This window comes from Carbonatibacter coralli, assembly GCF_039592655.1.
In the GTDB taxonomy this organism is placed as follows: Bacteria; Pseudomonadota; Alphaproteobacteria; order Kiloniellales; family Kiloniellaceae; genus Carbonatibacter; species Carbonatibacter coralli.
Map to the genome: position 1 here is coordinate 551849 of NZ_JBBUTJ010000002.1, position 25021 is coordinate 576869.

General features: G+C 55.8%; 19 protein-coding genes. 15 read left to right on the top strand and 4 right to left on the bottom strand.

Annotated features, from left to right (window positions below; genetic code table 11):
- Positions 1-65: 65 nt before the first annotated feature.
- On the bottom strand, positions 66-2423 hold the full coding sequence (locus AAAH10_RS08030) for an ATP-dependent helicase (protein ID WP_343562330.1): 2358 nt from the start codon (positions 2421-2423) through the stop codon (positions 66-68).
- Positions 2424-2762: 339 nt separating this feature from the next.
- Between AAAH10_RS08030 and AAAH10_RS08035 the strand changes: the two genes are divergently transcribed.
- On the top strand, positions 2763-4712 hold the full coding sequence (locus tag AAAH10_RS08035) for a methyl-accepting chemotaxis protein (protein WP_343562332.1): 1950 nt from the start codon (positions 2763-2765) through the stop codon (positions 4710-4712).
- A gap of 57 nt (positions 4713-4769) precedes the next feature.
- Here AAAH10_RS08035 and AAAH10_RS08040 read toward each other — a convergent pair whose 3' ends face one another.
- The 3 genes from AAAH10_RS08040 to AAAH10_RS08050 form a co-directional block, all read right to left on the bottom strand.
- The gene (locus AAAH10_RS08040) at positions 4770-6533 is read right to left on the bottom strand and encodes a chloride channel protein (protein WP_343562334.1); all 1764 of its coding nucleotides are present in this window, start codon (positions 6531-6533) and stop codon (positions 4770-4772) included.
- Positions 6534-6554: 21 nt separating this feature from the next.
- Positions 6555-7091: a pentapeptide repeat-containing protein gene (locus tag AAAH10_RS08045; protein ID WP_343562336.1), complete on the bottom strand. Its 537-nt coding sequence runs from the start codon at positions 7089-7091 to the stop codon at positions 6555-6557.
- 126 nt (positions 7092-7217) lie between these two features.
- Positions 7218-7715: an Lrp/AsnC family transcriptional regulator gene (locus tag AAAH10_RS08050; RefSeq protein WP_343562338.1), complete on the bottom strand. Its 498-nt coding sequence runs from the start codon at positions 7713-7715 to the stop codon at positions 7218-7220.
- A gap of 266 nt (positions 7716-7981) precedes the next feature.
- Between AAAH10_RS08050 and AAAH10_RS08055 the strand changes: the two genes are divergently transcribed.
- The 14 genes from AAAH10_RS08055 to murC all read left to right on the top strand — a co-directional run bounded on the left by AAAH10_RS08055 (position 7982) and on the right by murC (position 25008).
- Positions 7982-9067: a mitochondrial fission ELM1 family protein gene (locus tag AAAH10_RS08055; RefSeq protein WP_343562340.1), complete on the top strand. Its 1086-nt coding sequence runs from the start codon at positions 7982-7984 to the stop codon at positions 9065-9067.
- Positions 9068-9215: 148 nt separating this feature from the next.
- Positions 9216-10166: a thioredoxin-disulfide reductase gene (trxB, locus tag AAAH10_RS08060; protein ID WP_343562343.1), complete on the top strand. Its 951-nt coding sequence runs from the start codon at positions 9216-9218 to the stop codon at positions 10164-10166.
- Positions 10167-10360: 194 nt separating this feature from the next.
- Entirely contained in the window at positions 10361-11254 is an 894-nt protein-coding gene (locus AAAH10_RS08065) for a LysR family transcriptional regulator (RefSeq protein ID WP_343562345.1), read from the top strand.
- Between the two features lie 810 nt (positions 11255-12064).
- A complete protein-coding gene (gene mraZ, locus AAAH10_RS08070; protein ID WP_343562347.1) occupies positions 12065-12550 on the top strand; it encodes a division/cell wall cluster transcriptional repressor MraZ in 486 nt (161 codons plus the stop codon).
- Positions 12547-13659, top strand: a complete 1113-nt coding sequence (gene rsmH / locus AAAH10_RS08075; RefSeq protein ID WP_343562349.1) for a 16S rRNA (cytosine(1402)-N(4))-methyltransferase RsmH — start codon at positions 12547-12549, stop codon at positions 13657-13659. The genes mraZ and rsmH overlap by 4 nt, the downstream gene beginning before the upstream one ends.
- On the top strand, positions 13656-13991 hold the full coding sequence (gene ftsL / locus AAAH10_RS08080; RefSeq protein WP_343562351.1) for a cell division protein FtsL: 336 nt from the start codon (positions 13656-13658) through the stop codon (positions 13989-13991). Before rsmH ends, ftsL begins: the two co-directional genes overlap by 4 nt.
- Positions 13991-15757, top strand: coding sequence for a peptidoglycan D,D-transpeptidase FtsI family protein (locus AAAH10_RS08085; protein WP_343562353.1), 1767 nt, complete (start codon positions 13991-13993; stop codon positions 15755-15757). The genes ftsL and AAAH10_RS08085 overlap by 1 nt, the downstream gene beginning before the upstream one ends.
- Entirely contained in the window at positions 15744-17285 is a 1542-nt protein-coding gene (locus AAAH10_RS08090; RefSeq protein WP_343562355.1) for a UDP-N-acetylmuramoyl-L-alanyl-D-glutamate--2,6-diaminopimelate ligase, read from the top strand. The genes AAAH10_RS08085 and AAAH10_RS08090 overlap by 14 nt, the downstream gene beginning before the upstream one ends.
- Entirely contained in the window at positions 17282-18727 is a 1446-nt protein-coding gene (locus AAAH10_RS08095) for a UDP-N-acetylmuramoyl-tripeptide--D-alanyl-D-alanine ligase (RefSeq protein WP_343562357.1), read from the top strand. The genes AAAH10_RS08090 and AAAH10_RS08095 overlap by 4 nt, the downstream gene beginning before the upstream one ends.
- Positions 18727-19812, top strand: coding sequence for a phospho-N-acetylmuramoyl-pentapeptide-transferase (gene mraY / locus AAAH10_RS08100; RefSeq protein WP_343562359.1), 1086 nt, complete (start codon positions 18727-18729; stop codon positions 19810-19812). Before AAAH10_RS08095 ends, mraY begins: the two co-directional genes overlap by 1 nt.
- Positions 19813-19815: 3 nt before the next feature.
- Positions 19816-21273, top strand: coding sequence for a UDP-N-acetylmuramoyl-L-alanine--D-glutamate ligase (gene murD, locus AAAH10_RS08105; RefSeq protein ID WP_343562361.1), 1458 nt, complete (start codon positions 19816-19818; stop codon positions 21271-21273).
- Positions 21270-22421, top strand: a complete 1152-nt coding sequence (locus AAAH10_RS08110) for an FtsW/RodA/SpoVE family cell cycle protein (RefSeq protein ID WP_343562362.1) — start codon at positions 21270-21272, stop codon at positions 22419-22421. Before murD ends, AAAH10_RS08110 begins: the two co-directional genes overlap by 4 nt.
- Complete coding sequence (gene murG / locus AAAH10_RS08115; protein WP_343562364.1) at positions 22418-23587, top strand: undecaprenyldiphospho-muramoylpentapeptide beta-N-acetylglucosaminyltransferase; 1170 nt, start codon at positions 22418-22420, stop codon at positions 23585-23587. The genes AAAH10_RS08110 and murG overlap by 4 nt, the downstream gene beginning before the upstream one ends.
- Positions 23584-25008 carry a UDP-N-acetylmuramate--L-alanine ligase gene (murC, locus tag AAAH10_RS08120; protein ID WP_343562366.1) on the top strand — a complete coding sequence of 475 codons (1425 nt, stop codon included), beginning with the start codon at positions 23584-23586 and terminating at the stop codon, positions 25006-25008. The genes murG and murC overlap by 4 nt, the downstream gene beginning before the upstream one ends.
- The last annotated feature ends 13 nt before the right edge of the window (positions 25009-25021 follow it).

Sequence of the window (25021 nt, forward strand, 5' to 3'; positions counted from 1 at the left end):
TCTTTCCTTGATTTCGCCTGTCTCTTTCAAAAAGGCAAGGCCAGGGCCATTGCGATCAGGCAGCTCTAACCCGCCTGATCCTGTGGCACAACAAAATTACTGAGAACCTTCTTTTCACCGGCCTTGTCAAAGGCGATGGTCAGGCGATCGCCCTCAACCATCCGTACCGTTCCATAGCCGAACTTCTGATGAAAAACGCGTGCTCCACGGCCATAGCCGCCCTCTTCAGCCTGCTTCATGGCTGGCGTTGTGCCCGCTCCCAGACCGGAACGCCCCCTTGAAGAGGCCATGAATTCCTGCGCACGGCGCATGCCCGGTGTTGAAAGGCTGTCCGAATTGCGGCTGTGAGACCCTCCCCCGAAGGAAGATCCATGTCCCCAAACAGACCCGGAGGATTCAAGAGGCGCTGAATAGAGGCCGCGATCATTCTCGCGCTCTATGTGCTCTGCCGGAAGTTCATCCAGAAAACGGGACGGAATGGCCGAGGCCCAGGACCCATGCATGCGCCGATTGGCAGCAAAGGACAGAACAGCGCGCTCTCTGGCACGCGTGATCCCGACATAGGCCAGACGGCGTTCCTCCTCAAGTCCCCGGAGCCCCTGTTCATCCATGGAGCGCTGGCTTGGAAACAGGCCTTCTTCCCATCCCGGCAAAAAGACAGTCTTGAATTCCAGCCCCTTGGCTCCGTGAAGTGTCATCAGGCTGACCATTTCCTGATCCTGTCTCTGATTGGCGTCCATCACCAGCGAGACATGTTCCAGAAAGTCTGTCAGGCTTTCAAATTCACCAAGGGCATTGACCAGCTCACGCAGGTTTTCAACCCGACCCTTGGCCTCAACAGACTTGTCCTGCTGCCACATTTCAAGATAACCGGACTCATCCAGAACAAGATCAACCAGTTCCGAAGGCGGCGTTGTTTCCACCAACCCCTGCCATCTTTCGACCTGTACCACAAAAGCAGACAGGGACTTGCGGGCTGCGGGGCGCAACTCGTCTGTTTCAACCAGATCCTGCGCAGCCCGGAACAGGGATTTGTCCAGCGTTCGCGCCGTTGTCTGCACAGCCGTTACCGCTGCCGGACCCAGACCGCGCTTCGGTGTATTGAGAACACGCTCAAAAGCCAGACCGTCATCCGGCGCATTGATCAGGCGCAGGTAGCCAATCGCATCGCGGATTTCCAGTCGTTCATAGAAACGCTGTCCGCCGATCACACGATAGGGCAGCCCCAGCGTAATGAAACGCTCCTCGAACTCGCGGGTTTGCGCACCGGCCCGGACAAGAATGGCCATGTCCGACAGGGAATGCCCCTTGCGTTGCAGGTCCTCGATTTCCTCGCCGACAAAACGGGCTTCGGCTTCACCATCCCAGAGACCGCGCACACGGAGCTTTTCTCCGGGCTCATCCTCTGTCCAGAGCGTCTTGCCCAGTCGACCATCGTTGTTCCTGATCACAGAGGAAGCTGCAGCAAGGATGCGTGCTGTCGAACGATAGTTGCGCTCCAGACGGACAACACGGGCACCCGGAAAGTCCTGTTCGAACTTCAGAATGTTGCCCACTTCCGCACCACGCCAGCCATAAATCGACTGATCGTCATCCCCCACGCAGCAGATGTTTTTGCTGCCCTGCGCCAGCAGTCGCAGCCAGAGATACTGCGCAACGTTGGTGTCCTGATACTCATCGACCAGAATGTAGCGGAAACGGCGGTGATAATCCGCGAGGATCTCGGGATTGCTCTGGAACAGTGTAAGCGTATGGAGCAGAAGATCACCGAAGTCACAGGCATTCAGGCGCTTGAGCTGCTCCTGATAGGCCTTGTATATCCGCAGGATACGACCACCGCCCAGCTCGCTGCCTTCGGCCTGCGGCACCTTGTCGGGTGTAAAACCCTTGTCTTTCCAGCGCTGGATTGCTCCCAGAACAGCCTTGGGCGGCCATTTCTTGTCATCGTAGTTGCTTTCCTTGAGGATCTGCTTGATCACCCGCAACTGGTCGTCGCTGTCGATAATGGCAAAATCACTTCCAAGGCCAACCAGTTCGGCCGCATTGCCCCACCGCAGCATCCGTGCCGCGATGGAGTGAAAGGTGCCCAGCCACCAGGCGCCAACAGTGGAATCATTCAGGATCGCGCCCACACGTTCCTTCATTTCCTGTGCGGCCTTGTTGGTAAAGGTCACGGCCAGAATCTGTCCCGGGAAGGCGCGCCCTTCTGCCAGAATATGCGCCAGACGCGTCGTCAGAACCCGTGTTTTGCCCGTTCCGGCGCCCGCCAGAACCAGCACTGGGCCTTCTGTTGCTTCCACAGCCTCTCTCTGGGCCTCGTTCAGACCATCCAGATAGGAACCTGCACCGGCCGGGCCCGCATCACGCGGATCATCCAGCAAAGAATCATCGCCAAGAAAGCTGTCAAAATCATCATCAATCATGTTGGCGTTATACCGTGGATTGATACACAAGCACCAGCGTTAATTCCCCTGACGTTCCGCCTTTGTTCCACACTGACAGTTTCTGCTCCGGGAGATGCGACAATCTGCGCTCCGGTTTATCCTCAAAAAGATTGTGTTTAATTTTTACATTTAATTTAATGTTAATATTACTGGATGCAATTTCCACTCTTAATACAGTAATATTCACGAGTGAGAAGCATCATGCAAAAAGTCCTGAAAAGCCTGAAGATCAGAACTTTATTTTCTCTTTCTGCTGCAATTCCACTGCTGTTTTCCATTGCTCTGACCGGTATTTTTCTGACTGCAGACTTTCAAGGTATGCGGGAAACAGAAAAGCTGTCCGAACTGACATCCCTCTCCGTCAAGATGAGCAACCTAGTGCACGAACAGCAAAAGGAACGCGGAGCCACAGCCGGCTTCCTCAACAGCAGGGGAACCAAATTTTCCGACATTCTGGCCAAGCAACGCACATTAACCGATGAAAAACGCAAGGAGCTTGCGACCTATCTCGAGAGCTTTGACAGTTCCCGGTTCAATGACGCTTTCCAGAACCAGTTGTCCCGAATGCTGTCAGACCTCGACGAAATGCCTGCGATCAGATCACAGGTTGATTCCCTCTCGATCCCTCCCAAACAGGCCATTGGCTACTATACTGGCCTGAACAATCAGAGTTTGAATCTGAGCGCCAGCATGGCCCTGCTCAGCAGCAATGCACGTATCACAAACCTGATTCACAGCTATGTCAATTTCATGCAGTCAAAGGAAAGGGCCGGCATTGAACGTGCTGTCGGAGCGGGAGCCTTTGCAAAGGGAGAGTTTGATACCAATGCCCTGAACCGCTTCAGGGATCTCATCACAATCCAGAACACCTACATCAGCGCCTTCATGGCCGTCGCCACCGGAGAACAAGCCGACTTTTACCGGAACAAAATGGATGCCCCCGCCGTGCGGCAGGTCGAGGACATGCGTCAGGTTGCCTTCAACAGTGCGGGTCGCTCAGAAAACCTCGCTGGCAATCTGGGCGTGGAAGCAGGAGACTGGTTTGAAACCATCACCCAAAAAATCAATCTGCTGAAAGAGATCGAAAACAAACTGGCCGATGATCTTCTCGACACCATGGCCGGAGAGATCGATTCCATTGAGACCGAGATTTTCATCCTCTCCGCCCTGACCCTCTCTGCACTGGTTGTCATTATCCTCTTCCTTCTTGTGACCATCAGAACCACACAGAAGTCCCTGAACAAAACACTGGAAGCCACGCTTGAACTGGCTGACGGCAACAAGGATATCGAACTGCCCGAAGCCTCTTCAAACGAGATCGGACAGATTGCTGCGGCCCTGGAAGTTTTCAGGGACAACCTGATCAAGGCAGAGGACTCAATCGAGGAGCAAATGAAGCAGCAGCGTCTCCAGATCGAACGGGGTGAAAAGATCGAGGACATTGCCAACAGGTTCGAAGCCCATGTGGAAGAACTGGTCAGCACTCTTGCCTCCGCCTCCACCGAACTGTCCTCCACGTCTGATTCCATGAGTTCCATAGCCAGTAGCGCACTGGATCAGTCCAACTCCATGAAGAACATGTCCACCACCACCATGGAAAATATCCAGACTGTTGCCAGCAGTGCAGAGGAACTGAGCGCCTCCATCAACGAACTGAGTTCACAAATCAGCATCACAAACAACTCGACACAAAGCGCCACTCTGGAAGTTCAGCAGACCTCCAGACAGATTGAAAACCTGATGCAAACCTCCGAACGTATCGGCGATGTCGTCAATCTGATCCAGGACATTGCCGAGCAGACAAACCTTCTGGCCCTCAATGCGACCATCGAGGCCGCAAGAGCAGGAGAAGCCGGCAAGGGGTTTGCTGTCGTAGCAACAGAAGTCAAGTCCCTGGCCCAGCAGACCTCGAACGCAACCGAACAGATCACCCAGCAGGTTGCCTCTGTCCGCGCCGAGGTCAGCGGTTCCGTTGAAGCCGTCAAGAACATCGAAAAGACCATCAATGAAGTCAACGATGCCTCCTCGGCCATTGCTGCTGCAATCGAGCAGCAAAATGCAACAACGGCTGAGATTTCCAGAAACACACAAAGCTCGGCCCAGAACATTCAGGAACTGGATGGCAATGCGTCCAATGTCCATGAAGCCGCCAGGGAAACAGGCATTGCAGCCAGCAATGTATCCGAAGCCTCCGGCGAACTGAGCCGCCAGACAGAAGACCTGCGCCAAAGCGTTTCGCACTTTCTGGATGAACTCAAATCTGCATAGGGCAAGTCGCAGAACAGACAACAGGAAAAAGGAGGGGCAAACCCCTCCTTTTTATCTTCAGTGCCCCCGCTCTTCTGCACGGATCCGTTCCAGCGTACTGCGATAGGCCAGCAGAACATCGTGTTCGTGCAGAATGCCAAGAAGTCGTGGTTCTGCGGCATGATCAACGACGGGAATGTGAACCTCCCCATGAATGTCATGCGCCTGGATGGCATCGTTCAGGCTGTCTTCCCTGAAGAGCCTGACAGGCACCTCCGACATCACATCCTGTGCAGACAATCCCGCCAGTGTTGCCCAGTCATTGGTCTGGTGTTCCTGCCTGATACGCTCAAGGTCAGCATAGGAAATACGCCCTTTCAGGCAATTGTCTTCACAGGTAACAAAAACCTGCCCGTAGCGACATTGTCCCAGAGTGTTGCGCACATCACTCAAACAGGCATCCGGGCGCAGGGTACAAAAATCCTCTTTCAGCAAACGGCCAACCGTTGTCTCCCGCAGAAGGGAGTTTTCACGCCCCTTGTCAATTGACACACCCCGGCGCTCAAGCTGCCAGAGGAAGAAGGAGCGTTTGTGCACCTGCTGGGTGATCAGGGAGGAAATCGCAGTCGCCACCATCACCGCGATCATGATCTCGTAGTTGTTGGTCAGCTCGAAAATCATCAGGACTGTCGAAATCGGTGCCCCGAGCACAGCGCCTGCAACAGCCCCCATGCCAACGATGGTGTAGGCATTGTGTCCAGATGAAAGCTCCGGAAAGGCATAGGTCGCAACCAGACCGAAGGCTCCGCCAACCATGGCCCCGACAAAGAGCGACGGTGAGAAGACTCCTCCGGAAAAACCGGACCCCAGACTGAGAGCCGTTGCAAGTGTCTTCACCCCGATCAGGGCAATCATGATCCAGAGTCCGTAACTGCCGTTCAGGGCCTGATCGGTCGCTTCATATCCCACACCCAGAATCTGCGGGAAGACCAGTGCGAGAGCCCCCAGCCCCAATCCCCCAAGCGACGTCTTCAGCCAGAAAGGGACCGGAACGGCCTTCAGAAGATCGTCCGCCTTCATGATGCTCGACATAAAGCAGATCGCGGCCAGTGCAGAGGTCACCCCCAGCAGCGCAAAGGCCGGGAATTCCCAGAAGGATGCGATCTCGATAACATCAGGAAGGATAAAGGCCGGATAGTCACCATAGGTCAAACGCGTCACCAGCGTACCAATCACAGAGGCAACAACAACCGGCGCAAAAGCCGTCAGGGCATAGTTTCCAATCACCACTTCAAGGGCAAAGAAGACTCCTGCAAGCGGTGCATTAAAGGAAGCAGCAATGGCACCGGCCACACCACAGCCCAGCAAGGTGCGTGTCATGGCATAGTCCATTTTCAAACGCTGGGCCATCCAGGACGAGATTGAAGCCCCCAGATGCACAACCGGTCCTTCCCGCCCGGTTGAAGCGCCGACACCAAGCGAGGCCGCAGACGCAAAAGCCACGCGCAACCCGTCCCACAGGGACATCCGTCCGCCATGCAGGGCTGTGGCCTCAATCACATGCGCGACTCCCTGCGGCTTCCGATTGGGCAAACAGTAATAGGTGAAAAGAGCGATCAGCAGCCCGCCCAGAGCAGGAGCCAGGAGAATGTGCGCCCAGTGCAGGCTTTCCAGATGGCTGGCGAGCCTTTCCCCGCCATAGCCGAAGAACAGTTCCTGAACCGCACCTTCCAGAGCCCGGAAGGCTGTCGCAGCAAGGCCTGACGCAAGACCGATCACAATAGCAGCAAGAAACAGGAGCACCTGTGCCCTGGACCTCACCAAAAGGATCAATTGCGTCATCCGTCCCCTACCCTGTTTTCCCTATTTGCAGCGTCCGATTGATCCCTCGGCACAAACCTTCTGACCATCTGTCCAGGTCGCACCGCTGAAATCGGCCTTGCCTATATCTGCACCGCTCAGCCGGGCACCGCTCAAATCCGCTCCCCGCAAGATTGCCCTGAAGAGCTTCGCACGCCTCAGATCCGCATTCTTGAGGCTGGCCTGACTGAGATCAGCCTTGGTAAAATCAGCTTCGGAAAACCTGCCGTTTTCAAGGTCCGCACCAATCATGGATGCATTGACGAACTTTGCTCTGAAACCGTCAACATCCCTCAGAACCGCCTGATCCAGGATTGAACGGAACTGACTGTTGTCCCGCAGCTTTGCGCCTGTCAGATCAACTGCGTCGAGCTGACTGCTGTTCATCAGACAACGCTGCCAGTTCACCCCCGGCTCCGGAGGATCCGTGCAGGCCGCCAGAGCGGACCGGACCGGGAAAGGGGAAAAACCGGGAATAATTGCCGCTGAAACTGCAAAGAGAGAGAACATCACACAACAGAATCTGATGAAAGACTTCATAAAGGCCGCCTTGTCCGGATCTGCACAATCGCCTCAAGCACAAGTGAAAGAGGCGTTTTTTCAAATACTTCCTTTGTGAATATAGGCACTGAAAGCTGTCAGAGCCAGTCCCGGGGGCCTAAAAAGCTACTCTTCGACAACAAAAGCAGGGTCTGCAGGATCAATGGGAACACCGCTCTGGTTCTTGGATTGCCTGATTACCTGAAGGGTTTGCACCGTGGAAACATGTGGCGCCGCCGTCAGACTGCTGGTCAGATCATTTTCGTGTGATGTGTTGCGCGCAACCAGTTTCAGAACGAAGTCATGCTGTCCGCGCGCCATGTTGCACTCGCGCACTTCCGGCCAGGCATTGACGTGTTCCTGAAACTCGTTCAGCACTGTTTCCGACTGTCCGGTCAAGCCAACCAGTGCGAAGAAGACCACTTCATATCCCAGTGCCTCGGTATCGAGATCAGCGTGATACCCCTTGATGTAGCCAGCCTCTTCCAGAGCACGCACACGGCGCAAACAGGGAGGAGCAGAGATACCGGCCCTCTTGGCCAGCTCCACGTTCGTGATACGGCCATCTTCTTGTAAATCCTGCAGAATTTTCAGATCAATACGGTCGAGTTTTACTCGGCGCATGGGAGACACGTCCTTATATTTTTGTACGAGAGAACCTTCCTGAAGCAAAGAAGGCAAAGCATTTGAAGATTTTGGGTAACAATATTACTCTCGATAGGGCAAAGGCAAGACTGATTGAAAAAAAACTGCAAGTCACCCCCTGTCATTCCTGCACGGTGGCTTTGCGAAAAGAGGCTTTGGCTTGTATTTTCAGGGCTTCTTGCTAAGAAAAAGGACGGACAGTCCCAATTACAGGTGCCGTATGTCGGCCCAGCGAAACAGGTTTCATGATCGAATCGTCATCCATCAAAGAACAGGACACACAACCAGTCAGCCTTCCGGGCAACGGAGACTGCTGGGCTGTCAGTGACGGCCGTGCCGGGATTGAAATCCAGACCGTTAGTCTGATCATGGCTTTCGGGGAAGAACCGGACAGACTGCATCTGGAAATGCGCCGTCCATGGCGATGGCTTCCCCCCGCCTTCATTCCCCGTTTTTCAGGAATGGAAAAGCTCGTCTACAAAAACGCAGCCAGAGACAGACTGCAGCAATTGAAAGAAGGACGTGCCGAGCCGAAACTCATCGTCGGCTGTGGCAGGCAGGCTGCCCTGTTCGGGGTCTTTGCCAGAAGGATTGCCCGCTTGAAAGGGCTGTCAACAAAGGTTGTCCAGGTCCAGGACCCCAAAATCCCTCCTGCGCTCTATGACTTTGTGGTGACACCACAGCACGACAGGTTGCGGGGGAAGAATGTCCTGATCACAGAAGGCGGTCTGAACACCGTCACGCCCGAACGCCTGAGTGCAGCGGCACAGGAGCTTTCAGGCCGGATCAGCCATCTGCCAACTCCCCTTGTCAGCGTTTTGATCGGAGGAAAAAGCAAGGCCCATGACCTGAGCGCGAAAGATCTGGAAAAGCTTCTGGCTACACTGGAAAAGTGGCATCGCTCCAGTGGCTGCAGTTTTCTGGTCACTCCCTCACGCAGAACACCGCATGACCTCAAGGCCATGATCCGCAAGCAGCTTGCAGGCATTCCCCATTTCTACTGGGATGGGGAAAAGTCCGAAGCAGAGGGCGGGTCCGGTGAAGGTGGCCCCAACCCCTACCTTGGCTATCTGGCTGTGGCTGAACACATTGTTGCAACAGAAGACTCTGTCAACATGGTCACAGAAGCCGCCAGCACCGGAAAACCGGTCTGGATCGCCGGAGTTTCGGGCGGTTCTGCGAAATTCAGTCGCTTTCATCAGTCCCTCCGGGAAAAGTCTTTCACCCGTCCGCTTGCAGATACGCCTGAAGACTGGCGATCCACTCCTCTTCAGGAAGCCTTGCGCATTGCGCGGGAGCTTGCCCGACGCTTTGAAAAACAGGCTTCATGACCCCCGGCTGAATCGTGAAGGGAATTGTCACGAAAAAAGAGCCTGAATCTCTTGAACAGCCGGGCCGGCACCTCTATGTTCAGTGCCCAATCCTGAACTGCTGCTTCAGATTTTTCCCAAAAGTTCCGATTCCCAAAAGGGCACATTCATGGCTGAAACACACCGCACCAAAGTTCTGATCATCGGCTCCGGCCCTGCCGGCTATACAGCTGCCATCTATGCCGCACGCGCCAGCCTGAAACCGCTGCTGGTTCAGGGTCTTCAACCGGGTGGTCAGCTGACGATCACAACCGAGGTTGAAAACTACCCCGGCTTTGCCGACATGATCATGGGACCGGAACTGATGGAGCAGATGCGCCAGCAGGCTGAAAAGGTCGGCACGGAAAACCGTTTTGACATCATCACAGACATTGATGTCAGCAAGCGTCCTTTCGTTTGCCAGGGTGACAGCGGCGACACCTACATTGCCGACACCGTGATTGTCTGCACAGGCGCGCAGGCCCGCTGGCTTGGCCTTGAAGGGGAGACGACTTTCAACGGCAAGGGCGTTTCTGCCTGCGCAACCTGTGACGGTTTTTTCTATCGCGGGCGTGAAGTTGCCGTTATTGGTGGCGGCAATACAGCTGTGGAAGAAGCACTCTATCTGGCAAACATCTGTGACAAGGTGACTCTCGTTCACCGCCGCGACCAGCTTCGCGCCGAGAAAATCCTTCAGGAGCGTCTCTTCAAGCACGAAAAGATCGAAGTCCTCTGGAACAAGACAGTCGAGGAGGTTCTCGGCACGGATCAGGATGGCGTGACAGGCCTTCGCCTGAAGGACACCCGGGGCGGCGAGGACACAACTGTCGACGTCAGCGGCATGTTCGTTGCCATTGGTCACGATCCGGCGACAAAGATCTTCAAGGACAAGCTGGACATGGATGACGAAAACTACATTCTGGCCGCGCCAAACTCGACCAGAACAAACGTCAGGGGCATCTTTGCAGCCGGCGATTGTGTGGACAAGGTTTACCGTCAGGCCGTCACAGCGGCAGGCATGGGATGCATGGCTGCCCTTGAAGCAGAACGCCTGCTCTCCGAAGACGATCACGCTGCCTAAAGGCCCGATATAAAACAGAAAGGGCGGCAACGCCCTTTTTTGTTACCCTGCTTCACATTTGAAAGCGGGCAAATGGTCTCATCAGGTTTTTTTGGAGAAAATCCATGAAAAGCCTGATACCATTAACGCAATTTTGGGATTTGCCTGTCAAATCTCGTGACGAATTCAGACCAGTATTAAAAAGGCTAAAAACAATGGACTGGGACAAACTGCGCATCTTTCACTCTGTTGCTGAAGCGGGCAGCTTTACGCATGCCGGAGAGCAGTTGAACCTCAGCCAGTCCGCTGTAAGCCGTCAGATCTCCGCTCTGGAAGACAGCCTGAAGGTTCCACTCTTTCACCGCCATGCACGGGGCCTGATTCTGACAGAGCAGGGCGAGCTTCTTTACAGGACGGCACACGATGTCTTTGGCAAGCTGTCCATGGTCGAAGCCCAGCTAGCAGAGAGCAAGGATCGCCCCAAAGGCCCGCTGAAGATTACGACCACCGTTGCCTTTGGCACAATCTGGCTGGCGCCGCGCCTGTCTGAATTCATGGATCTTTATCCGGAAATCGAAGTTGAACTGATTCTGTCGGACAAGGAGCTGGATCTCGGCATGCGCGAAGCCGATGTGGCTGTGCGCCTGCAACCGCCCCGTCAGGCAGAGCTGATTCAGCGCCACCTGCTGACCGCACAGATTCACGTCTATGGCAGCCCGCAGTATCTGAAAAAGTACGGCACACCGCAAAGCGCAGAAGATCTGGACGATCACCGTCTCCTGGCCTATGGCAGCGCGACGAAACCGCCCCTGCCTGATCTGGACTGGATTCTGCACGAAGGACGCGACAGCAAGAACCCGCGCAAACCTGCACTGAAAATCAACAATCTCTACGGAATGATGAAGGCACTGGAAGGAAACGCAGGTCTTGGCGCCCTTCCGGACTTCATGCATCAGGGAGAGACAGCCGGTCTGGTCCAGGTGCTCCCTGATCTGGAAGGCCCCCAGTTTGACGCCTATTTCGTCTACGCTGAAGAAATGCGCTCTTCAAACCGCATCTCCGTTTTCCGGGATTTCCTTCTCCGCAAGGTTGCCGAAAGCAAATTCTGATCACCTGTCTGCCACAAAAAACGTATGGCGGAGCCTTCTTCTGAGGTGTCCTGACACCTCATTTTGTCAAGAGGGCTTACTTTTCCTGCCTTGAAAAAACTGCACTACCCCCTTCCGAAAACTGTATTTTCCTATTGTTATCAAAAGATTACAAGCCATGCAGCAGCTGCATGGGTGCGTTGTAAGATTAATATTCGACATTCTCGCCAAAAAGACTAAATTCAATTTCAGCGGACGTTGTTCAGCAATGTCCCAGCCAAAATTTGTTGAGCTTTGCTCCGGATTTTGGAAGCCGGGTCTGCCCGGCGGGTCTTCGGACCCCACGTCTCCCAGACGTGAAGCCTCCCTGTTCAACTTGCCCCCTGCGCCTTTTGGCTCAGGGGGTTTCTTTTTGCCTAAACACCTCGCCCTCTCCCATCGATCCGGTTCCAAATCCCATTGCTTCTTCCGCGCAGCACACAGCCCGAACCGCAGAGCCATGGTTAAAATTTGATTAAAAATTTTTTCACCCAGCCCCCACGCAACCCCGCGGAAACACTGGAAAAATCAGCACGTCAAGATATCTGATTCCATTGACACCCAGATAAATTCCATGTTATCCCAGATTATCCCATTTGAATCCATTTTGATCCATTTCGCCTCGCAATTGATCACTGCACTCCGGCATTTGGAACAGAACAGAGGAAAGCGGGAATAAAGACCAAAGACTTTTAACAGGTACTTTTTCTGCAGCCTTGTGCTGCAAGCGTTTCAAAAGACAGAGACCTCCCCCCGTCTCTTGTTCACGAAACGCAGGGGTGGGAGAAATCGGTGACCTTTTTCATCGGCACATACGAGAACAAGCTGGACAAGAAAGGCCGGGTATCTGTACCTGCGCCCTTCCGCGCCATGCTTGCCGAAAGTGCCTTCAAAGGCGTCGTCATCTTCCCGTCATACCGCGCAGATGCCCTTGAGGCCTGCAGCCAGGAATTCCTGCGCGAGCTCCACCAGAGCCTGAGCGGCTCCCTTGATCTTTTCTCTGAAGAACAGGACGATCTCGCAACCAGCATTCTGGCCGAAAGCCACCCCCTCCAGATTGATCAGGACGGGCGAATTGTCCTTCCTCCCGATCTTCTTGAGCATGCCGGTCTGACAGACCGCGTGGCCTTTGTAGGCATGGGCGATCTTTTCCAGATCTGGCACCCTGATCGTCTGGCCGAGAAAAAGAAGGAAGCAAGGGAGCGCGCCAGAGCCAAAAAACTCACCCTCCCCCTTCGCAAGGGGCGCACAAGCGGGCCGGAGGAGCAACAGTCATGAACGATCTGCTCAGACAGCTCCCCAAAACCCCGTTTGTGAAACAGAACGGCGAAAATCTTCCTGACGACCTGCTGCAACGCATTGCCACCGCAGACCCGCAACAGCATGGCCACTACTCTGTCATGCTCAGGGAAATCCTTCTGGCACTGGCGCCGAAGAACGGCGGTCTTTATCTGGACGGAACCTTTGGCGCAGGCGGATACAGCCGCGCCATTGTTGCCACGGCAGAGTGCACAGTGTTTGGTGTGGATCGCGATCCCACAGCACACGAGCGGGCTTCCGGCTATCCGGAAGTGCAGAACGGCAGGATCAGAATGCTGCACGGATGTTTTGGCGACATGGATCAACTGCTGGCCCATTCCAGCTCCGGTGAGGTCAACGACACACTGGATGGCATCGTTCTGGACATCGGTGTGTCCTCCATGCAGCTCGATCAGGCCGAGCGCGGTTTCTCATTCCAGGAAGACGGTCCTCTCGACATGCGCATGGAAGGCCCGTCGGCTGAAGGACGCGCCTCTGCTGCAGACGTCGTGAACACAGTCGGGGAAAAAGAGCTGGCCGATATTATCTACACCTATGGCGAAGAGAAAAAATCCCGCCATATTGCCCGCGCCATTGTCGAAAAGCGCGCAGAACGGCCTTTCTCCCGCACAACAGAGCTGGCCGATCTGGTGCGCTCCATCGTGCGCATGCCCGCTCACCGCAAGGGCAAGAAAACAATCGATCCGGCAACCCGTACCTTCCAGGCCCTTCGCATTCATGTCAACGACGAGCTGGGAGAACTGGAGCGCGGACTGGCCGCAGCCGAAAGGCTTCTCAAACCGTCCGGGCGACTGGTTGTCGTCTCCTTCCACTCACTCGAAGACCGCATCGTCAAGAACTTCATGCGCGAACGCTCGGGCGATATCCCGCAGGGTTCGCGTCACGGCCCTGCTCAAACTCCTGAAGGTCCGGCTCCGACATTCAGACAGCTTTCCCGCAAGGCTCTGGAAGCCAGCGAGGAAGAATGCAGTGAAAACCCGCGCTCGCGCTCCGCAAAGCTGCGTGCTGCAGAGCGCACCGATGCCCCATCCCCTGGCAGGACAGACAATCCGGGAGCAGCTTCATGAAAAACATCGTGCTGACAATCTGGATTGTTGCCGGAACGGCCTGTGCTCTTTTCCTTTTTCAGGTCAAGCAGGAGGTTCAGGAACTGGAACGTCAACTGGCCACCCTGAACACCGGCATTGAAAAGGATGAAGAGGCCATTCGCGTTCTGGAAGCCGAATGGAGTTACCTGAACAGACCGGATCGCCTCCAGCAGCTCTCGGAAAAATATCTGCGTCTTGAGCCACTGGGCGCCGAACGCTTCAGCCCCGTCAGTTCCATCAACGAGAACCTCGAGAACGGAGAACCCGCTCCCTTCCGGCTGCGTCAGATTACATCTGCAGGGGAGAATTGATGACACGCTTCTCCCTTCGCCCGAAACCCGGACGCATTACAAAAATCAGTGGTGGCAAGGATTTCGAACCCGTTATCTCGCTGGACAGCCAGACGCGCGTGGCACTGGAGACAGGCCGCAACCGCATGCTCGTCATGGGTGGCCTGATGATTGTTGTCTTTCTCGCCATCGCAGCCAAGCTGGTTGATCTGACAGTTTTCCAGTCTTCTGCCTATCAGACAGCGAAATCGAGCTTCGAAAGTGAAGTGCCCGAAACACTCCCGCGGGCTGATATTGTTGATCGCAACGGTATTGTGCTGGCAACAAGCCTGCCCACTGCATCACTCTACGCCGAGCCGCGCAAGATCCCGAACCCCTCTGAAGCAGCCCGCATGGTGTCGGAGGTTCTTCCGTCCCTCAGCCGCAGCAAACTGCTGGAACGCTTCTCAGAAGACCGTGGTTTCGTCTGGATCAAACGCAATCTCACTCCGCGTCAGCAGTACACAATCAACGCCCTGGGCATCCCCGGCCTGAATTTCAAAACCGAAGAGCGCCGTTTCTATCCCCTGGGAGAATCTGCAGCACATATCATTGGCTTTGCAGGTGTTGACAACCGCGGTCTTGCGGGAATGGAACAGGCATTCAACACGACTCTGTCCGAAAGCAAGGATCCCCTTTCCCTTTCTCTGGACATGCGCATTCAGCACATCCTGACAGAGGAAATCCAGACCGCCATGGACCGTTTCAGCGCAATTGGCGCAACCGGCATTGTCATGGACATTGAAACAGGGGAAGTTCTCGCCAGTTCGTCCCTGCCTTCCTTTGATCTGAATGATCCCGGCAACGCCAGTGAAGACGCCCGCTTTAACCGTGCAACACTCGGCATCTACGAGATGGGTTCCACCTTCAAGGTTCTGACAGCCGCAATGGCGCTTGATGAAGGCGTGGTTTCCCCTGTCGACGGCTACGATGTCAGCAAGCCGATCCGCGTGGCCCGCTTCACGATCAATGACTACAAGCCAAAGAAACAGTGGCTGTCCGTACCGGAGATCCTGATCTATTCATCAAATATCGGTACCGTGCAGATGGCCATGGAACTGGGCACGACAACCCAGCGCAAATACCTCACCAATTTTGGCCTGCTTCAACCTGCGGCAACGGAGCTGCGGGAAGTCGGCACACCGCTGGTGCCCTCGCCCTGGCGTGAAATCAACACAATGACGATCTCTTATGGTCACGGTCTTGCCGTAAGTCCCCTGCAACTTTCCACTGCGATCTCTTCCGTGGTGAATGGTGGCATCATCAAGCCTGCCACCTTCCTGAAACGCACGGCAGTCGAACCGGTACCGGGCCGCCGTGTGATCAGTGAAGCCACATCGAAACGCATGCGCGACATGATGCGCCTTGTCGTTCTGCACGGAAGCGGTCGCAACGCAGATGCCAAAGGTTATCTGGTTGGCGGAAAAACCGGCACAGCCGACAAGCTCAAGGGCGGGCGCTATGCCAAGAACTCGCGCGTTTCCTCCTTTGTCGGCGCCTTTCCGATGTCCAGCCCGCGCTACGTTGTCTATGTCATGGTCGACGAACCCAAAGGCATCAAGGAAACATACGGCTTCGCTACGGGAGGCTGGGTCGCCGCCCCTGTTGTGAAAAATGTTGTGGAACGCATGGCTCCACTGCTGGGCATTGCGCCGGAATTTGAAACTGAAGTCGCTGACGAAGGCAGTGAGACACTGCTGAAAAAGGCCAAGGCCAGAATGGAAGGACGTCCGATTGCTTATCAGTAAGCTTCTCAACAGTTTGCCGGAAGCCTTACGCCCTGTACCGCTTGAAAATGGTACAGAAACAAGAGACTGCACCCTCACCGGACTGGTTCTGGACAGCCGCCGCTCAACAGAAGGCTGCCTTTTTGCAGCTCTGCCGACAGCCGCGAAAGGCTCCATGCATGCCCAGGGAGTTGACGGACGCGATTTTATCCCGATGGCTCTGGAAAAAGGCGCTGCAGCAATCCTGACAACATCGGACAGCGATACAAGCCTGCTGCCGGACACCGTTCCTGTTCTGCTGCACAGCAATCCCAGAGCCGTTCTCTCTGCCATGGCCGCTGCTTTTTATGACAGACAGCCCGAAACCCTGATCGCCATTACCGGCACCAATGGCAAGACCTCCGTCGCCAACTTCCTTCAGCAGCTCTGGTCGGGAATGGGTCTGAAGGCGGCCAGTCTCGGAACACTTGGTCTGATTCCGCCTGTTCTGGGTGATATCGCGGAACTGACAACGCCGGACACCATCGGCCTGCACCGCACCTTGCAGGGACTCTGCGAGAAAGGTTTCGATCACCTTGCCATTGAAGCTTCCAGTCACGGGCTGGACCAGTACCGCCTCGACGGCCTGAGATTGTCAGCGGCAGGTTTCACAAACCTGGGGCGCGATCATCTGGACTATCACGAGGACATGAATGACTACTTCGCAGCCAAGTCCCGTCTTTTCGTTCCCCTTCTGCCGGAAGGGAAAACAGCCGTCCTGAACCTCGACAGTCCGGAAGGCCGCAAACTCGCGGAACTGTGTCAAAAAACAGGGCGGAAAGTGCTGGGAACAGGACAAGGCGGCGAAGCCGATCTCCGCCTTCTGTCCCGCAAGCCGACAGCAACAGGACAGGACATCACCCTGGCCTGGAACGGAACCAGTCACGATCTGCATCTCCCTCTTGCAGGAGCCTTTCAGGCCGAGAACCTTCTGATTGCCCTTGGCCTGCTTCTGGCAACAGGCAATCCTCTTGAAAAAATCCTGCCGCTTCTGGAAAGACTGGAGGGTGTCCCCGGAAGGATGGAAGGCGTTGGGCAGACAAAGGACAAGGCCTCTGTCTATGTTGATTTTGCACACACACCCGATGCACTGGAAACAGTCCTCAAAGCCCTGCGCCCGCACTGCAGCAACAGGCTTGCCGTGGTTGTCGGCTGCGGAGGAGACAGGGATCCGGGCAAGCGCCCCATAATGGCAAGGGTTTCAGCAGATCTGGCAGAACGCGTCTACATCACCGATGACAACCCGAGAACTGAAAATCCGGCAACTATCCGCGAACAGATGGTCGCCGGCCTGCCCCGAGACACAAAAGCCGACTGTCAGGTCATTGACGGTCGAAGCCTGGCAATCACACAGGCCGTAAACGAGCTTGAAGCTGGCGATTGCCTCGTCATTGCCGGCAAGGGACATGAAAGCGGACAGATCGTTGGCACCCGGAAGCTGCCTTTCGATGACCGCGACGAAGCACGCAAGGCCCTGAAGGCCAGAGAAGAAAGAGAAGAAACCCGATGAATGCGACCGGAAAAACCGTTCTCTGGACTGCAGAACAGGCTGCGCAGGCCACTGGTGGCATCAATACAGCCAACTGGGAAGCCACCGGCCTGTCACTGAACACCCGCACCATTGAACCGGGCGACCTCTTCTTCGCCTTGCAGGGCCCGACCTTTGACGGTCACGACTTTGTCCGCGATGCCTTCGACAAGGGTGCCTCTGTTGCCGTTGTCCACCACGCGATCGAGAACCTGCCTGACAACGCCCCCCTTCTCAAGGTCGATGACACCCTTGCAGCACTCAACCGCATGGGAGCAGCCGCGCGTTCCTCCTCCCCGGCAAAGTTTGTGGGAGTTACAGGATCAGCCGGAAAAACCAGCGTCAAGGAAGCTCTTGCCCATTGTCTCGGCGAACAGGCTGTAACCTCTGCATCAGCAGCCAGCTTCAACAACCACTGGGGCGTACCGCTCAGTCTTTGCCGCATGCATCCCGATTCAGCCTTTGCCATCAATGAAATGGGCATGAGTGCTGCCGGTGAAATCCGGGAACTGACAAAACTCGTCCAGCCGGATGTTGCGATCATCACGACGATTGCGCCCGCTCATATGGAGTTTTTCAATTCACTGGAAGAGATTGCCGCCGCCAAAAGCGAAATCTTCGAGAGTATGTCTGCAGACGGCATTGCCATCCTGAACCGCGATCACGAGCTGTTTGAACAGATGGCTGCAGCAGCCAGAACCAGTGGTGTCACCGACATTCGTACCTTCGGCTACCATCCGGATGCGACCTATCGCGTCCTCAGGGCAGATTGTCAGGCAGACCGCTCCGTCATTGAAGCCAACCTCCGGGGTATGGAAGTCGCCTTCACACTCGCCAGTCCCGGTGAACACTGGATCATGAACGCCGCAGCCGTGCTGGCGGCTGTCGATGCACTCGGAGCTGATATCGAACGCGCCATGGCTTCCCTTGCAACACTGCCCGGCCTGTCCGGGCGCGGCGAACGCAGCACTCTTGCCCTGCCACAGGGAAAGGGGACAGTTCATCTGATTGACGAAAGCTACAATGCCAATCCTGCCTCTGTTCGCGCAATGCTGAAAATGCTGGGGGAGCAAAAGCCCGCCGGCACTGGACGACGCATTGCCGTGCTGGGCGACATGCTGGAGCTGGGCAGGGATTCGGAACGTTTCCACGGCGAACTGTCTGAACCCGTTATGGAAAATTCCATCGACGCTGTCTATGCTTGCGGAAGCCAGATGCAGGCCCTAAAAAAATCCCTTTCAAACGACCTGGTCGTCGTGCATGAAGCCAGCTCCACAGAGCTGACATCGCGCCTGCTGCCCGATCTTCAGGACGGTGACATTATCGCCGTCAAGGGATCACTTGGCAGCCGCATGGCCGTTGTTGTTGAAGCCCTTAAAACCATGGATAAAACCAACAAACTCACCGGAAAAGGTGAAGCCTGATGCTTTATGACCTTCTTCTGCCACTGGCCGATGAATTTACTGCTTTTAACGTCTTTCGCTACATTACATTTCGCAGTGGCGGAGCTGTCCTGACAGCGCTGCTGATTTCCTTTCTTCTGGGGCCAAAACTGATCCGCTGGCTGAAATCCAGACAGGGTGCAGGCCAGCCCATCCGTGACGACGGCCCCGAGTCACATTTCGTCAAGCAGGGCACACCAACAATGGGAGGCAGCCTGATCCTGCTGGCCCTGAGTATTTCGACGCTGCTGTGGTCCGATCTGTCCAACAGCTATGTCTGGATCATGCTGCTCGTGACCATCGGCTTCGGACTGATCGGATTTGGTGATGACTATCTCAAACTCACCAAGCGCAACACCAAAGGTCTGCCCGGAAAGCTGAAGCTGCTGGGACAAATCACCATTTCCGTTCTGGCTGCACTGGGCATTTCCATGACGGCACCGGAAACCATGAACAGTCACCTGACCATTCCCTTTATCAAGGACCTGCTGGTCAATCTGGGTTTCTTCTACGTTCCCTTTGCCGTCTTTGTCATGGTTGGTTCCTCCAATGCAGTCAATCTGACAGACGGTCTCGATGGCCTGGCGACAGTACCGGTCATGATTGCCGGGGCCTGCTTTGGCCTGATTGCCTATCTGGTCGGCAACAGTATCTTTGCAGAATACCTTCAGATTTCCTACGTTCCCGGCACAGGAGAACTGGCTGTCTTCTGCGGTGCACTGGTCGGCTCCTGCATGGGCTTTTTGTGGTTCAATGCGCCACCGGCAATGGTTTTCATGGGGGACACCGGCTCCCTGTCCCTCGGCGGCGCACTGGGCACCATTTCCATCATCACAAAGCACGAACTGGTCCTGCCAATTATCGGTGGCCTCTTTGTGCTGGAAACGGTCTCTGTCATTGTTCAGGTTGTGTCCTTCAAAACCACAGGCAAACGTGTTTTCCGCATGGCCCCGATCCATCACCACTTCGAAAAGAAGGGCTGGGCCGAACCGACCGTTGTCATCCGTTTCTGGATCATTGCCATGATCCTTGCCCTGATCGGCCTCTCCACTCTGAAACTGCGATAAGCCATGACTGACCTGCGCCCCTATATCAATCACCTGAAAAGCCGGACCCCGGACGGGTCCGCCTGTTTCTATGTGGTTGGACTGGGGCGTTCAGGGCTTGCCTCTGCAACAGCCCTTCAGGCAGCCGAGGCAACCGTCATGGTCTGGGACGATCAGGAAAAGAGCCGTCAGGCGGCGGCTGCAAAAGGCTTTGCGGTTGTTGCGCCTGAAAGCGTTGAGTTCAAAAGTCTGCAGGCTGTTGTTCTGGCGCCCGGCATTCCCCTGACCCATCCGCAGCCTCACCCTGTTGTCATGCAGGCACAGGCAGCCGGTATTGAAGTGATCAGCGATCTGGAGATCCTTTACCGGGCTCACGCGCTCAAAGGCTCTGATGCACCGCGTTTTGTCGGCATCACAGGAACAAATGGCAAGTCCACAACGACAGTTCTGATTGCGCACCTTCTGAGTGAAGCAGGCATGAATGTCGTCTGTGGCGGCAATCTGGGGACGGCCGTTTTTGAGCTGCCTGATCTTTCAGGAGATGGCGTTTACGTCCTTGAACTCTCGTCCTACCAGCTTGATCTCTGTCACCAGTTCCGCTTCAACGCAGCCCTGCTCCTGAACATGAGCCCGGATCACCTCGACCGTCACGGGGATATGGAAGGCTACGCAAAGGCAAAGGCGCGCATCTTCAACAATCAGACGACAAATGACGCTGCCTTTGTCGGGCTGGATGACGAACACTCCCGCCAGATCTTCGATGTTCTGAACAGCCGGAAAAACCAGCAGGTCATTCCCCTGTCTGTCACAACAAGGGTTGCCGAAGGACTCTTTGCCGTTGAAGGACAGCTCTGCGATGACCGCTTTGCCCACCGCGACGCCGTTCTCGATCTGGGCGAACTTCCGACCCTGGTTGGACAGCACAACCATCAGAACGCCCTTGCAGCCTATGGAATCTGCCGTTTTCTGGGACTCGACATCCAGACAATTGAACAGGGCCTGCAAAGCTTTGGTGGCCTTGTCCACAGACAGGAGCTCTGCCTCCGGACACCGGTCTTGCGTATTATCAACGACTCAAAGGCAACCAACGTTGAAGCCACAGCCCGGGCACTCGGAAGCTTCAGCAACATCATCTGGATTGCCGGAGGGCTGGCAAAGGAAGGCGGCTTTACAGCACTCAAACCTCTGCTGCATTCCGTCAGAAAAGCCTTCCTGATTGGCGAGGGCGCCGAACAGATGAACCGTGAACTTTCAGATTCACTGCCCGCCACCGTCATGAGCCGGACACTCGAACAGGCCGTTCCCGCAGCCCTTGCCGCGGCCGGGGAACTGCATCAACAGACAGGTGAATGCGCCACAGTGCTTCTTTCACCGGCCTGCGCATCCTTTGACCAGTTCAAATCCTTTGAGGCACGGGGTGATCACTTCAAGGCTCTTGTTCGCGAAAGCCTGAAAGAAAAGACAAAGGGGGACAAGGCATGAGCTCCACAACGCCAACCCGCAACAGCTTTACACGCACAGACACCTCTGTTCTGGGCCGCTGGTGGTGGACCGTGGATCGCTGGACGCTCGCAGGATTGCTGGCCCTTATGGGACTGGGCGCCCTTTTGATGCTTGCAGCCTCCCCTGCTTCTGTTGCCCGTATTCCGGGCCTGAGCAACAGCTTTCACTTTGCCCAGCGTCATTTCATCTTTCTTCCAGCCGCTGTTGCGCTGATGATCGGTATCTCGCTGATGGACATCCGGACTGTGCGCCGCATGGCTGTTCTCGGACTGGCAGGCAGTCTTGTCATGCTTCTGCTCACCCTTGCTTTCGGCGATGAAACCAAGGGTGCCACTCGCTGGATCAATGTCTTCGGCTTTTCCCTTCAGGCCTCCGAATTCCTCAAACCCTTCTTCGCAGTGACGATGGCCTGGATGTTTGCCACAGGCAAAAGCGATGCAGCCTTTCCGGGACAGCGCATTGCGCTGGGGATCTATCTGGTCGTCGCAAGCCTTTTGCTGATGCAACCGGATCTGGGTCAGACAATCCTGATTACCGCAGTGGCCTGTGTTCAGCTTTTCCTTGCCGGTCTGCCACTGATCTTTGTCGGCATCCTCTTCCTTCTGGGGCTGGTCGGCCTTATCATGGCCTATCTGACACTGCCTCACGTGACAGCGCGGATTGACGGTTTCCTCGACAAGGACTCAGGCAATCGCTACCAGATCGAACGCTCCCTTGATGCCTTCAAAAACGGCGGCCTCATGGGACAGGGCCCCGGTGAAGGTACCGTCAAGGCACAGCTGCCCGATTCACATTCCGACTTTATCTTTGCCGTTGCCGGCGAAGAACTCGGACTGATCGTCTGCCTCGTGATTGTCGGTCTCTATGCTTTCATCGTGCTGCGGGGACTGGCCCGTCTCATGAACGAAACCAGCCTCTTTGTGCTGCTGGCCTGCGCAGGCCTTCTGGCACAGTTTGCCCTGCAAGCCACCATCAACATGGCTTCAGCCCTCAGCATCATTCCAACAAAAGGCATGACCCTGCCCTTCCTCAGCTATGGCGGCTCTTCCCTTCTCGCCCTTGCCCTTGGAATGGGAATGGTCCTTGCCATGACACGCAGACGCTTCCAGTTCGGGGATCCTTTATGACCGACACGCCCTCAAAACATATCGTTCTGACAGCTGGCGGAACTGGCGGGCACATGTTCCCGGCGCGCGCACTGGCAAGCGAACTGCTGGCACGTGGTCATCGCGTTTCCCTCTTTACAGACAGCCGCGGAGAAGGTTTTGGCGAAGGCCTGAGCGAAGTCGAAGTTTACCGACTGCCCGGCAGTGGTGTCGCAGGCGGGAATATAATTCGTAAGTTCATCTCCCTTACACGCATTTTCAAGGGAACAATGCAGGCTCGCAAACTCCTGAAGACCCTTCAGGCCGATGCCGTTGTCGGCTTTGGCGGGTACGCAGCCGTTCCGGCATCCTGGGCAGCCGGGCAGGTTCGCATCCCGCTTTATCTGCATGAGCAAAACGCCGTTCTGGGACGGGCCAACCTCCTGCTTGCCAATCGCGCGAAAGCAATCTGCACATCGTTCCGCAAGGTCAGCAAGATTCCCGCATCGGCCCTTGAACGCGTGATCATGACAGGCAATCCCGTGCGCGCAAACATCACAGCCATCGGGCAACAGCCCTATCCGGAGACAGGAGAGCAAAGCCCCGTTCGCCTGATGGTGACCGGAGGCAGTCAGGGTGCAAGTGTCTTCAACAGCCTTGTACCCGAAGCTCTCGGCAAGCTGCCCGGGACACTGCGCAAGCGCATCCACATTGCCCAGCAGGTGCGCGGCGATGAACAGGAAATTATTAGCGCACGCTATCAGGATGCCGGAATTTCCTGTGACCTGCGCGCCTTTTTCGACGACATGCCGGACCAGCTGCAAAACTGTCACCTGATGATCTGCCGCGCCGGCGCTTCGACCGTGACAGAACTGGCTGCAGCTGGTATCCCGGCCATACTTGTGCCCTATCCCTATGCCACTGATGACCATCAGACGGCCAATGCCAACGATGTTGCCGATGCAGGCGGTGGCTGGATGATGCCCCAGGACTCCCTGAACGCAGAGGGTTTGAGCGGACAGCTGAAAGCACTTCTGGAAAATCCGGAAACCCTGCAACAGGCAGCCCGCTCCGCCCTGTCGCTTGCTCAGCCCAAGGCTGCAGCGCGACTGGCAGATGTCGTATGCGGGCAGATCAAACCTTCCAGAGACGGAGCAGACCCATTTCAAACGCAACCCCAACAGACAACAGAAGAGACCGCCGCATGAAGAACGGTATTCCCCTTGATATCGGCACCCTGCACTTTGTCGGCATTGGCGGCATTGGCATGAGCGGCATTGCCGAAATCCTGCACAATCTGGGGTATCGCGTTCAGGGAAGCGACATTGCGGAATCAGCCAATGTTCACCGACTGCGCAAAATGGGCATCGATGTCATGATCGGCCACAAGGCTGAAAACGTTGCAGAGGCTGCCGTTGTTGTTGTGTCTTCCGCGATCAGGCTGGACAACCCGGAAATCGCAGAGGCCCGCAGCCGCCTGATCCCGATTGTACGCCGCGCGGAAATGCTTGCAGAGCTGATGCGCTTCCGTTCCTGCATCGCCGTGGGCGGAACGCACGGCAAGACGACGACAACCTCCATGATCGCAGCCCTTCTGGATGGCGGCAACATGGACCCGACCGTTGTAAACGGCGGCATTATCAACGCCTATGGAACCAACGCCCGTCTGGGTGATGGCGAGTGGATGGTCGTCGAGGCTGACGAAAGTGACGGCACCTTCATCAAGCTTCCCGCGACGATTTCTGTCATCACGAACATTGATCCGGAGCACATGGAATTCTATGGCTCGCTGGAAGCGCTGCACGACGCCTTTGCGACCTTTGTCACCAATATTCCCTTCTACGGCTTCTCGGTTCTCTGCAGCGACCACCCGGTTGTGCAGTCCCTGATCGGCCGCATTCAGGATCGTCGCATCGTCACCTACGGCTTCAATCCTCAGGCTGATGTCCGCGCCATCAACCTCACGACAAATCTGGGTGGCACCACCTTTGACATCGTCGTGTCCGATCGCAAGGATGACAGCAGCCGGACCATCGAGGGGCTTCACCTTCCCATGCTGGGCAATCACAATGTCCAGAACGCCCTGGCCGGCCTGACTGTTGCCATCAATCTTGGACTGTCGGACGAAACACTGAAAAAGGCCCTGTCAGGCTTTGGCGGTGTCAAACGTCGCTTCACCAAGACAGGGGAAGTCAATGGCGTGACAATCATTGATGACTATGCGCACCATCCCGTTGAAATCTCTGCGGTCCTGCAGGCGGCCCGCCAGGCCATCAAGGAAGACAACAAGGTGATCTCGGTCGTCCAGCCCCACCGCTACACCAGACTGCAGGATCACTTCGAGGGCTTCTGCTCCTGCTTCAACGACGCAGATCATGTCATCGTTGCAGATGTCTACGAGGCCGGAGAAGACCCAATTGAAGGATACGATCGTGACAATCTGGTCACCGGACTGCTGACACGCGGACACCGTCATGCCGTTCCGCTGCATCGCCCGGAAGACCTGCCCGGCATGGTGCTGGAAGCAACACAGCCCGGGGATCTGGTTGTCTGTGTCGGAGCCGGCAGCATTTCTGCCTGGGCCAACGAGCTTCCGGCCAAACTTGAAAAGCTCCATCAGGACAACTGACCCCGAAACCTAC